We start from the raw sequence: 12,026 nt of genomic DNA, 5'->3' as shown, positions 1-12,026 counted from the left end.
CACTTGAAAAGATATAACTCAAGCATTTTCGTATCCGCATCTGTTTGTTTACGAGGGATAAAATTATCCGTTGTTACTATACACTGTCGCACTTCATTTGTCCAATGTCGACTCCATGCGGGACTTGGCAACAAAAACGTTCTGCTTCAATCATTTGCCGCATAGGTAACGTAATGAAGTAGTGCACTTCAGCTGGGCACAACGGATCCAATAACCTTAGGAGGTCAGGCTATTCATGTTATCCGAACCTAAATCTCGCACTTCCTTGTTCAAATATGCTCTTATGCTTATTGCACTCGCTATTGTCATAGGACTAGGCATCGTATGGCTGCAATCAAGCAATGAAGCTGCTCCGCCGATGACGGAGCATACGTTCGACAGCGGCCATGCCATATGGTCCATTGCTGATTACCCGGCCAAGGCACTCCATGAAAACCGCTTTGAAATCAGCCTGACGGATCAGGCCGGCGCTCCTTTGGAAGGCGCGACTCTCTCCGTAAAACTCGATATGGTCAATATGATTTGCGGCGATTATGCCTTTGCAATGACCGAAGTAGCTCCCGGAAAATATGCCGGAGAAGGCGTCCCGCTAATGGCGGGCACCTGGAAGGCAACCTTAACGCTCGACACAAAAAACAAGGAAGAATATACGATCGTTCGATTGCTTCGTGCCGTTCATTAATGGATCTACCAAAGCCATGGATTAATTGTTGGAATGACGCCATTGGCAGCTAACCCGCGTAAAATCGAAATCACGCCAACTGCAATCGCCGTAATTACGCTTGCCTTTCTCATAAATCGGCGCCATTTCTTATTTGCAAATGAAGCGATGGAAGCTGCCGCCGCTAATGCAGGAAAGGTGGATAAGCCAAACAGAGCCATGACAGCAGCCCCTTCCGCCCATGAACCGGTCGAGGCTGCTGTCATTTGCATGGCATAGGTTAACCCGCAGGGCAAATATCCGAAAGCTATTCCGGTAGCAAGCAAATGCCAAGTTTCCTGGTTTGAAGGCCGCTTGGCGCCACCTATGAGTCTCTTATGCAGGAAAGAAGACACATGCTGCAGCAAAGGCAGCTGGAATCTTCTCCATAGCCATAACAGCAAGAAACACCCGCCGATAATTGATGCTAGGCCCTGAACGCCTGCCAGCTTACCAGCAACGTCAACGAAAGATCCAACTGCCCCCATGACGGCGCCCAGCATGGTATAGGACAAGATTCGGCCCGCATTATATAGAAGCATCGATTTTTGAAGGGTGGCTGATGAGTTTGTCGACACCGTAGAAACGATGCCCCCGCACATGCCAATGCAATGGGGAGCGCTAAACAAGCCGGTCAAAATGATAAACCCGATTTGCTGCCATGTGATGGTCATCCTCGCACTCCAGCCCTTCTTCTCAGCTGTCCGCTAAGCCGAAGGGCATTCGCAACGACCGAAACAGAGCTAAGAGCCATAGCCGTTCCTGCCATCCAAGGCTCAAGCAATCCAAAAGCGGCGAACGGTATGATAAGTACATTATATAAGAAAGCGAAGGTTAGATTTTGACGAATATTCCGAATCGTTAACCGACTGATTCTTATGGCCTCTGGGATCGCTTGCAGTCGTGAAAATAAGAGCGTCATGTGGCCTGCGCTTAATGCCGCGTCAGCCCCCTCCCCCATAGCCAGACCTACGTCAGACGCTGCCAGCGCCGGCGCGTCGTTCCAGCCGTCACCAGCCATCGCGACGCGCTTGCCCTGACGCTTAAGCCGTTCGACAAGCGCCACTTTCCCTTCAGGCAAAATGGAAGCATGAACAGTCGCGATTCCCGCTTCTTTGGCAGCCGCTTTTGCAGGCGCCATATGATCTCCCGTAGCTAGGATTGATGACACGCCCAGGGTTCTCAGTTCCGCAATCGTTTCCCTTGCATTCGACTTCACCTTATCGCTAAAAGCAATGGCACCCATCGACTTTCTTCCGATAGCCGCATACAGTACGGTTTCGCCATATTGCTCGCGCTGATTCGCAAAAGCGATCACCTCACTGCCTACCTCCCACCCCCGCTCTGCGGCATACAAGGCGTTGCCAATCGCAAATCGCTGCCCCTCGACCAATGCCTCCACACCGCCTCCCGGCGTAAAGACGTGTTCGGTGGCTGCGGGAATGACCAGGCCTTGCTTGGCGGCTTCGCGAAGGATGGCGAAAGAAAGCGGATGAGCAACTTGCGCTTCTACGGCAGCCGCTAGGCGCACCAATGATGCTCGGCTTCCCTTGATGGAAAGCGATGCGCTAATCTGAGGTTTCCCTTCGGTTAACGTACCTGTTTTGTCAAATATAACGGTTTGGATCGTCGCCATTCGCTCTAGCGCGCCCGCTTCCTTAGCGATAATGCCTTGCTTGGCAAGCCTCCCCGATGCAAGCACTAATGAAATCGGCGCAGCCAACCCAAGTGCGCACGGACAAGCAGCGAGTAATACGGCAATTCCGCAAACAAAGGCTCGGCTCCAATTGCCTGGCTCCAGAAAAACTCCCCACATAATCACCGTTGCCAAAGCAAACATCAGCATCACGGGTACAAACCAGCTTGCTGCTGCATCCACATTGCGCTGAATCGCGGATTTCGAGCGTTGTGCTTGCCTGACCAGCTCACTGATGCGATTGAGCATCGTATCATGGCCTGCGGCTTCTGTACGAATGCGAAGCTCAGCGCTAAGATTACGCGTCCCTGCCCAAACCGAATCGCCCTCGCGCTTGGCAATGGGCAAGCTCTCTCCGGTAAGCAAAGCTTCATCTGCCGCAGAGAACCCGCTGCTGACGACGCCATCAACCGGCACCACTTCTCCGGCTTGCACGATAACTAAGTCGCCCGCTCTCACAAATTCCGTTTGGATGAGTGTGACTTCACCTGCACGTTCTACGGCTGCAGTCTGGCTTTGCAGCTTCCCGTAGCCCTCTGAGCCGTGCTGTGACCGGATAGAAGCAGACACTTCAATGAACTTCCCGAGCAGGACAGCCGAAATGACGACGGCTGACGTCTCGAAATAGAGTGGGGCTGAATGTGCAGCTGTCGCTGATAGCGGCTCGAACAATCCATTCTGAAAAACAACATAATGACTGTATAAATAAGCTGCGGTGGTGCCAATCACCACAAGCACATCCATATTGGCGCTGCGTTCCCGAACCGCATGATAGGCACCAATATAAAAGGGCATGCCGATTACGAACTGTATCACCGAAGCTAGCAAAAGCTGCAGCCATGGCATCGTTAGCCAGACGGGCAGGCTTGCCGCGAGCGGAGCAAGCATAGGAATGTGCTGAAGCATGCCGGTTAACAGTGGCAGAGTCAAAAGAATCGAAAGAATCAGCCTGATTTTGAGCGTCTTATGCTCTTGATATAGCCCCGCTTTAGCTGTCTCGTTAAGCAGAGCGGCAAACCCCAGCTGATTGACTCGATCAGCGATTAGCTGCGGGGTAAGCTGGTTTGTCTTAAATTGCACCCACGCCGTGCGAAGCGGAAAGCTGACCGCAGCCATCTGGACGCCCTCCATTTTGCCAACGGCTTTCTCGATTCTGGCCGCACAGGCCGAGCAGCTCATCCCTTGGATCGCAAAATCTATCGTCAAATCATTTTCTGGCTCACTATGCTTTTCTGTATGCACCATAGGAAACACCTGCCTTCCATTCATCGCCATCCCCTGCCTGTACCTCTTGAATTAAACTATATGACAGGCAAGCGAATTGCATGAATGGAACCTGTGTTTACATTCGGTTTGGCGTAGGCAAACCTAATATTTCTAGCGCTTCAAACATGGTATGCTGATATTTCTGCGTCAACCAAATACGGAAGGCTCTATCACTCTCCTCTGCTTTCAGAATCGGGCAAGTCGCATAAAAATGATTAAACAACGTACTAAGCTCATAAGCGTAGTTGCATAGCTGATTCGGAGCCAATTCTTTAACAGCTGCTTGAAGCGTTTCCGGCCAATAGGACAGCTGACGAAGCAACAGCCGCTCTTGAAGCTTCAGATGCACAAAGGAATTCAAATCCGGCGATGCCGCTTCGGTTTCAGCCGCCTTCTTCAAAATGCTGTAAGAACGTGCATATGAATAAAGCAAATACACGCCCGTATTTCCCGATACCTCGGTGGCCTGCTCCAAATCAAAAACAATTTCCGTTTGGAGATGAAAACGAAGCAAATAATACCGGATCGAGGCTGCTGCGATAGCAAAGCTTGTTATGCCTGCCTTGCGTGAGCGCTTCCTGTCAATAATTTGTTCCATTTGCGCCAGAAAGTCCGCAATTTTGATGCCGATCCCTTGCCTTCCTGACATCGCGTAAGCATGCTTGCCATCCGAAATATCAAGTCCTAGGCTCTCAGCCGTACTCGGACTGAGCGAGACGACACCATAGCTTACATGCTTCAACTTCTCAGCTTGCCCTTGATAGCCGAGCGCAAGCAAGGCCTGTTTGACCATCGCCTGCGGATATTCTTGTCGTTGGTCGATGACATTAATGACCGTGTCCGCGCGGCCGATCTTTTTCTTCTTCCCGCCTGAATCCGTTGACCAGAGTCGATCATTAAACTTTTTGTACCGAAAATCCTGTTCCAGCAAGCCGAATTTCCACAAATGATAAGCAATATCTTTCGCTGTATACGTCAATATTCCATTGGAGCGCACGAGTACCTTATCCGATTGAAATTCAGTGCCCTCACCTTCCCCCTCTTCTAAGTCCTGCTGCTTAAGTACCCAGCAGCCCTTTAGCTTCCCTTCTGTCTCCTGGCGAAACACCGCCGTTTGCTTAAGCTGTTCAAAGGCTTGGGACCAGAAGCCTTCCCTCACGATGCTGCTTTCCCATACAAGCACGTCATAGGAAATGCCGAAATTTCTCATCTCCTCCACATGCTCGCGAACGATTCGCTCCGCAATGAGCAGTCCCATCCAAGCGACATTGGAGCGCCCTTCTTCCAAGTGAGCCAATACTTCGGTTCTTTTCTCCAGCAAAGAAGGATCATTTTTGTAGGCTTTATTTATTTTGGAGTAGATCTCCCAGCAAAAATCACCGAACCGAACGAAAGACTCCTCCGTCTTTGTCTCATTTATCCCAACTACTGTATCGGCCAGCTGGTTGCCAAGATCATCGATATAATTGTGTACCTCTACTTGATGCCCAGCCTTTCTAAGCAGACGGGCAATCGTATCGCCGATGCAAGAGTTACGTAAATGACCAATATGAGCCGACTTATTCGGATTGATAGACGTATGTTCCACCAGTACTTTCCCTTCTGAAGCCCTCGCTGTTGTAGGCTGTTCAGAATCTGCAGCCCACCAAGGCCAATGGACATGAAAATTAAGGAAGCCGGGAGCAGCCACTTCGATTTTAGCCACAGAAAGAGCAAGTTCCGGGACCGCTAGTAGCTTCTCCTTGCAATCTTCTGCGATCAGCATCGGTGCCCGTTTGAGATGTCTGGCAAGCTGCATAGCGATATTGCTGCTGTAATCGCCATGTTCCGGATTAACTGGATGTTGGGGTGCGATGGCAAGCTTCTCTGGTCTTTCTAGCTTCGCCTCCATCAGCATAAGCTGCGTTATTTCTTCGATGGCTGATGTAATTTGTTCATAAATCATGTTTACTCCTCCTTAGGTTGAAAATAAAAAAAGGCCCCCGTCTCTATAAATAAGAGACGAGAGCCTTAAGATCCCGTGGTACCACTCTAAGTGCCAAGTCCAATATGAACTTGACCCCTCGCTTTTGTAACGGTCGTTGACCGGATCTGCCTACTGCTTCCAATTCGGTTCGGCAAACCATTTCCTGGGGCCGCTTCATCTTAGACATCCGTACCGGCTTCCACTGACCCGGCTCGCTGTGACTCTCTGTCTTAGACTACTGTCCCATTCCTCAATGTTGATTATCCAGTTGAATACTTAAATGTATTTATACAGGATACGTGTGAACGTGTCAAGAGGACTTATGATGGTTAATTGATTGCTCATGAAACTATAAGCACTTTTGAATATTCTCGATGATTCGGTCATTGCCAATGGTTATTGTCGAACGCCCGGAAAGTGATTCCGTATATCCGCATGCTGATGTTTCTTTCGTTATTCCACGGGTATCCGTATATTTCAAATAGACGCTTCCTTCACCAACAAGGCTTAATTGCGGCTTTATTTTGGATTTGTCGCCTGCCTTCAGCACTTTAGTATACAAATGCGTTGAATTGCTCCCTACGAGCCCCATCTCCACAGACACAATATCATAATCAGATTGGTTGATTAAAGTCACGGAGAAGCTTTGGAAATAATTGAAATTATCAGTGTTCATTCGGACCCAATTCATAACAAAAAGAATAAGCAGGAGCGACATCGCTCCTAACAACATATAACCGTACTTCAGTTTCACGTTTATTCCTACTTTCGACAATAGTGGTTGGATCTTCTGATATAAGGAAGACGTTCCTATTGAAGAAATAGTAACACTTTTGATTTTTCAAAAAAAAAACCGCCTTTTTAAAAGGCGGTAAATCGAAACCTAATTGTCGAAATGTAATCGCTTTACAAACATTTTTGCACGACCGCATAACTTCTGGCTACAGATTCCTGTTCTTAAACGATTGGATTTATGAAAATAAGTCCATAATGAAGAATAAATGTTTACTATACGTAGATAGATAGTGTATCATATGACCTCGGCACAACAAATAACGCAATAATGGAGGCAATATAACATGCAAGAAAAAATCAAGCTAAAAGCTGGTCAAAAATTAATCACAAATAAAGACTTTGAAATTGCAATTGCGGAGAAAGTTAGTGTTAAAGCAATGCAAAACGGGATGCAAATCAGACCCGCATCTACCGTTACTGGATATAACGATGATTCCATTCGCATGTCCGATGGAAGCATCATCCACCGAGCTGCAAATTCATTTTTTGTATAATAAACGTTAAATTAGACCGATTCCAAAATCGGTCTTTTTTTGTTACATATAAAAGGATGATATATAGATAAATTAATCTAAAATTTCTCGTTTTGGTCGATGTGCGAATAGATCATTCTTCAGGGGCGCAGCTGCAGCCAGATTCTTGGTTTGACTTAGACAAATTAAGGTAAGTATCCTGCTACAAAAACAAACACTTTCTTCCCCTAACACTCTTCTCGCTTCGCTTAAACCCCAATTCTTTCGTTCAACTTATACAGATCTAAATCAGCTTTGTGGCTCCTCACAGGCAGTAATGTCCATTTTCGGGAAATAGATCTAACATTTAGATCTATTTGATCAAAAATCGTCAAATGGACAGAAATAGATCTATTAAATAGATCTAAATACTACTGTGTAGCTCCATTTGAGCGGTTATTGACCAATTTTTGTAAGATAGATCTAAAATATAGATCTATTTGTTCAATAATCGGCCAATAGACAGAAATAGATCTAAATCATAGATCTATTCCAGCTGCATGGCTCCACACGGGCAACAAAAGACCGACTTTTATGAATTATCTAAGTTTACTTGATGCCTGGCATAGATTTCGATTAATGTTCCGTTCTGCCCTCGACATTAAAATCAACCTCTTCCAAAAACTCGATCACTTCACCGTTCGGGCTGTGTATCACCGCGTTTCTTAACACAAGGGGCGGCTCACCAAGCGTAATTGGGCCAGGAGCAACATAAGCCTTGGCGCCATGAGCAAGTGCTCGATGGTAGATTTCGTCCACATCGCTAACGTAAAACGCAAAATGTAAAATCGCCCCATAAGCGATTTCACTCGCAGATGCCGCCTTTTTGCCCTGGGCAGGAATTTCTGCTTCGTTGTCAAAAACTTCAATGCATGTTTTTTGATCCGGAGAAATGAGCATAGTGGCTTCTTTAATCTTAAACGACGGCAAGCTCCAATGATGACCCGCCTTAAATCCCAAAACTTCCGTATAAAATGCGATGGTTTGCTCATAATTATCTGCTTGAATGGCTACATGAGCCAGACCTTTTATACTCATCGATCCTCACTCCTCTTGATTTATCTACAATAATTATAGAAATAACAAAGAGGTTTTCAAATAGAAATGATAAGGCATTTGTAGTAAAATGATTACTGAATCGTAGTTATTTTAATGGTTTTACCTAACTTTTTAAGAAGACAAGGAGTTGTTCGATCTGGAACATAATATAGATGAAACCGACAAAAAAATTATCCAATTACTTCAAAATCATGCGCGAATGACCATTGCCCAATTGAGCAAAGAAATCGCTATGTCACAGCCTTCTGTCAAAGAAAGAATCGTCAAGCTGGAAGAGAAACAAATTATTTCCGGTTATACGACAGCGTTGGACTTGGAGAAACTCGGCCGCGGAACCACCGCATTCATCCTCATCAAGACGGAGCATTGCCAGCAGTTAGTTGATTTTTGCGAGGATTCATTCGAAGTGACCGGTTTATTTCGCATTAGCGGTGAATATAATTACCTGATTCAGGTACAGACCGCTTCGATCTCTGCGCTTGCAGACTTTCAGGATGAGCTTGTAAAGCTCGGGCCTTCAAAATCACATATCAGTATGAAAAACATATTAGAAAATCGGATTAGGCTCTAATACCGTTTTTTCACGAATGCCCCTGGAGCGATCACGACACGTTTGAAATGCCCAATACAGCAAAAAGCAGCCTCCCGCAAGCGAGGCCGCTCCATCCATTCGAAACCTTATTGTTCCGTTAAGATAACGGGACCCTCGTCGGTAATCGCAATCGTGTGCTCATATTGAGCCGATAAGCCGCCATCAACGGTTCGCGCCGTCCAGCCATCAGAATCAATTTTGCTATGGTATTTTCCCGTATTCAGCATTGGCTCTATCGTTAATACCATTCCTGCTTTCAGACGTGTTCCACGATTCGGTGGTCCGTAATGCGGAACCTGCGGCTCCTCGTGCATCTTCTGGCCGATGCCGTGCCCGATGAAATCACGTACGACCGAGAAGCCCTGTGCTTCAGCAAACACTTGAATTGCATTTGAAATATCTCCGATCCGATTGCCCACAACTGCCTGTTCAATGCCTTTATATAGTGATTCCTTCGTGACGTCGAGCAGTTTTTGGGAAGTTTCTGACACATTGCCGATCTTGTAGGACCAGGCCGAATCTGCAAGCCACCCATCCAAATTCACAACCATATCAACGGTAACGATATCGCCCTCTACGAGTACGGTCTGACCTGGAAATCCGTGGCAGATGACATCATTTACAGATGTGCATGTCGCATATGGATAGCCATGATACCCTTTTTGCTCAGGAATCGCGTCATTTTTTTGCAAAAATGCTTCAGCAAATTGGTCGATTTCCATCGTTGTTAATCCAGGCCGAATAAAGGTTCGCAGCTCACGGTGGCACGCTGCTAATATTTCGCCCGCTTTTTTCATTTTCGCAATTTCTTCTGCCGTTTTAATGATAATCATTTCAATCACCCAATCCTTTACTTCATGAATGGATCATCCTGAAGTTTTTTTCTATTCCATATTGTGATTATAAGAATACCGTATTTCTTCACAAAAATATATCTAGCCTAATTTACGGGGTACTCTCGTTCAACGAATTTTACTTTTTAATAAATCTAGGGAATCTTTTCCTACTGCAATCCACAGGTTCGAAAAATGCTCCTGCTTTACACGGTTACCTCAGCATATGCATATAGCTCATCCAATGGGTATCGAGTTGAGGGTTGAAGCTTCAATACTAAATCTATGAAGAAGCGCGTAAAGGCCCAACTCCTGTGGCATCGGTCATATAGCGAAACGAGATCTTTATCAGGAATAGTTCTCCATCATTTGATATAAATAATTCCGAAAGTCTTCAACATAGGTTTTGGGCTCTATAACTGTTAGATGAGTGCCCAAGCTTGCTAAAAATTGAAATCCCCTCTGATTTTGAGGGACATAAATGGTTGCTAATAAAAATCCAGAGCTATGGTCCTCAATACTTCTCCGACCATACCTTTCGACGATTTGATCTATTATGCTAGGCGTTATCCATGCCTTAATCGTGACGAATTGCGGTAGATAGCTTGCTTCATATCCTTCCTCTAACCAATCGGCTCTAGGATGAAACGCGCGTTCATCCATAGTAATATGATCGCTCCGAGATAGCTTGAATGTTCGATACCCCTGTCGATATAAACAGAATCCTTTTAAGTACCAACTCGATTCGCTAAAATGCAGCTCATAGGGTTCGACCATTCTATTCGTTACAGCCCCGTCTTTATCTGTATAATCAAACGAAACCAGCCTTTTCTTTAAAATGGATTCCTGACATGTCCTTAAGGTTTCAAGAATCTCGGACCGACCTTCCCAATCATAAAATGACAGATGAATGGAACGATTCAGAGACAATGGACTAACCATTGCCTCTATTTTTTTTATCGTTCTTTCAACGTCTTCAGTAAGGAGGATTTGTTCCAATCCGCCGAGCGCGGTTAATATATTCTGTAAATCGGAGCTGCTTAAAAGGCGTTTATCAACCTTGTATTCATCCATTATGCCGTAGCCGCCTTTGACCCCATTGACAGAGTAGATCGGGATGCTCGATAAGCTCAATGTTTCCATATCGCGAAGGATCGTTCTTTTGGAAACATCGAATAGTTGTGAGAATTCCTTTGCAGAAACAACCTCTTTTTTTAGCAATATCATAATAATTGAAATGAGTCTCTCCACTTTGTCCATCATTGCCCTCTTTTTTTCTACACGATTTCAGAATGGTGACAATAAGATGTCACCTTTTGTTCATTATACTACATGTATCACAAGAAGGAGGTTTTGATTAATGTTTAATCCAAGCGATTTTCCCAAGCCCACCCTTATTCCAGTCAACGGTGTGGAACTCGAAGTCTTTGAAGCAGGCCGACAAAATGCCCGAAAACCCATTGTCCTCTGTCATGGCTGGCCAGAGCATGCCTTTTCTTGGCGCCATCAGATGGCCGCCCTTGCCGCAGCGGGCTACCATGTCATCGTCCCAAACCAGCGGGGTTACGGCAACTCATCCCGACCGACCGAAGTAACAGACTATGACATTGAACACTTGTCGGGTGATCTTGTGGCACTTCTCGATCACTACGGATACGAACATGCCACCTTTGTCGGTCATGATTGGGGGGCAATGGTCGTTTGGGGACTGACCTTACTGCATCCAAAACGTGTAAACAAAGTGATAAATCTGAGCTTGCCTTACCAAGAGCGCGGAGAAAAACCTTGGATCGAGTTCTTGGAGGCAATACTTGGCATCGACTACTATTTTGTCCACTTCAATCGACAGCCAGGTGTCGCGGACGCCGTATTGGATAAGAATACGTTTCGCTTTCTTCGCAACCTGTACCGCAAGAACGAGCCTCTCAAAGGACCTGAGCCCGGCATGGCGATGATCAATCTTGCCAACGCGGAAACACCGAGCGGCGAGCCCTTGATGAACGACGATGAACTGGCCGTTTTCGTATCAGCCTTTGAAACATCAGGGTTTACGAGCAGCATAAATTGGTACAGGAACCTTGACCGCAATTGGCGCTTATTGGCGAAGGTAAACCCAATCATCCAACAGCCTACTCTCATGATCTATGGTGACCGGGATGTGGTTCCAAAGTCTGAAAATCTGTCAATGTTCGTACCCAATGTCGAAGTGGTCAATCTGGATTGCGGCCATTGGATCCAGCAAGAAAAGCCGGAAGAAACAAACCAAGCGATTTTGAGATGGCTGGAAAAGCAGAATGCCATTTAGTTTCAAGAGCGTTTCAAGGTTGAGCCTGCTCTACGGCTTGACCGGGAGGGCGGAATGAGACGCGGTCACCGTCTTTGAGGTGATTGATTGGATACCGCTACCCCGGTTGGGCTAGGACGTGTCTTTATAAAGGAGTGGCGGTCGTCGGCGGGCGGATGTGGTCAGCGTGTTGAGGAAGGGTTAGTGGCAAGATCAGGCTCATGAGTTTGATCACCGAGTACTTCTTCGCTTTGACGTGCACCGCCGCTATGTTAGACGTAGACTCGATCCCGCCGCATGCGGTGCACGGCGGCGGGATTTAA

The 12,026-nt window shown here is 46.4% G+C and carries 11 protein-coding genes and 1 other annotated feature; of the genes, 4 read left to right on the top strand and 7 right to left on the bottom strand.

The window, feature by feature from the left end:
* The first annotated feature begins 235 nt into the window (after nt 1–235).
* A complete protein-coding gene (locus FJQ58_RS28220) occupies nt 236–682 on the top strand; it encodes a FixH family protein (RefSeq protein ID WP_139998563.1) in 447 nt (148 codons plus the stop codon).
* 5 nt (nt 683–687) lie between these two features.
* On the opposite strand, the gene FJQ58_RS28215 is transcribed toward FJQ58_RS28220, so the two are convergent.
* From FJQ58_RS28215 to FJQ58_RS28200, 4 genes are all read right to left on the bottom strand, one after another.
* Complete coding sequence (locus FJQ58_RS28215) at nt 688–1,374, bottom strand: sulfite exporter TauE/SafE family protein (RefSeq protein WP_139998561.1); 687 nt, start codon at nt 1,372–1,374, stop codon at nt 688–690.
* Nucleotides 1,371–3,641 carry a heavy metal translocating P-type ATPase gene (locus tag FJQ58_RS28210; protein ID WP_162341809.1) on the bottom strand — a complete coding sequence of 757 codons (2,271 nt, stop codon included), beginning with the start codon at nt 3,639–3,641 and terminating at the stop codon, nt 1,371–1,373. The genes FJQ58_RS28215 and FJQ58_RS28210 overlap by 4 nt, the downstream gene beginning before the upstream one ends.
* Nucleotides 3,642–3,738: 97 nt before the next feature.
* Nucleotides 3,739–5,607, bottom strand: a complete 1,869-nt coding sequence (locus FJQ58_RS28205; RefSeq protein ID WP_139998557.1) for an arginine--tRNA ligase — start codon at nt 5,605–5,607, stop codon at nt 3,739–3,741.
* Nucleotides 5,608–5,656: 49 nt separating this feature from the next.
* Nucleotides 5,657–5,888 (bottom strand) — a binding site (T-box leader).
* 89 nt (nt 5,889–5,977) lie between these two features.
* On the bottom strand, nt 5,978–6,382 hold the full coding sequence (locus FJQ58_RS28200) for a hypothetical protein (protein WP_139998555.1): 405 nt from the start codon (nt 6,380–6,382) through the stop codon (nt 5,978–5,980).
* Nucleotides 6,383–6,707: 325 nt separating this feature from the next.
* On the opposite strand from FJQ58_RS28200, the gene FJQ58_RS28195 reads away from it, so the two are divergent.
* Nucleotides 6,708–6,917, top strand: a complete 210-nt coding sequence (locus FJQ58_RS28195; RefSeq protein ID WP_139998553.1) for a hypothetical protein — start codon at nt 6,708–6,710, stop codon at nt 6,915–6,917.
* Between the two features lie 594 nt (nt 6,918–7,511).
* On the opposite strand, the gene FJQ58_RS28190 is transcribed toward FJQ58_RS28195, so the two are convergent.
* Nucleotides 7,512–7,973 (bottom strand): VOC family protein, encoded by a 462-nt coding sequence (locus FJQ58_RS28190; protein ID WP_139998552.1) that lies wholly within the window; start codon nt 7,971–7,973, stop codon nt 7,512–7,514.
* Nucleotides 7,974–8,130: 157 nt separating this feature from the next.
* Here FJQ58_RS28190 and FJQ58_RS28185 point away from each other — a divergent pair, with 157 nt between their 5' ends.
* On the top strand, nt 8,131–8,565 hold the full coding sequence (locus FJQ58_RS28185; protein WP_140000158.1) for an AsnC family transcriptional regulator: 435 nt from the start codon (nt 8,131–8,133) through the stop codon (nt 8,563–8,565).
* Nucleotides 8,566–8,672: 107 nt separating this feature from the next.
* On the opposite strand, the gene map is transcribed toward FJQ58_RS28185, so the two are convergent.
* On the bottom strand, nt 8,673–9,419 hold the full coding sequence (gene map, locus FJQ58_RS28180) for a type I methionyl aminopeptidase (RefSeq protein ID WP_139998550.1): 747 nt from the start codon (nt 9,417–9,419) through the stop codon (nt 8,673–8,675).
* A gap of 348 nt (nt 9,420–9,767) precedes the next feature.
* The gene (locus FJQ58_RS28175; RefSeq protein ID WP_139998548.1) at nt 9,768–10,679 is read right to left on the bottom strand and encodes a helix-turn-helix transcriptional regulator; all 912 of its coding nucleotides are present in this window, start codon (nt 10,677–10,679) and stop codon (nt 9,768–9,770) included.
* Nucleotides 10,680–10,779: 100 nt separating this feature from the next.
* Here FJQ58_RS28175 and FJQ58_RS28170 point away from each other — a divergent pair, with 100 nt between their 5' ends.
* Nucleotides 10,780–11,724, top strand: coding sequence for an alpha/beta fold hydrolase (locus FJQ58_RS28170; RefSeq protein WP_139998546.1), 945 nt, complete (start codon nt 10,780–10,782; stop codon nt 11,722–11,724).
* Nucleotides 11,725–12,026 lie beyond the last annotated feature (302 nt).

The sequence above is a fragment of the Paenibacillus paridis genome (assembly GCF_006345825.1).
Lineage (GTDB): Bacteria > Bacillota > Bacilli > Paenibacillales > Paenibacillaceae > Pristimantibacillus > Pristimantibacillus paridis.
The sequence above is the reverse complement of the archived record's forward strand: the minus strand, read 5'-3'. Positions and strand labels throughout refer to the sequence as shown.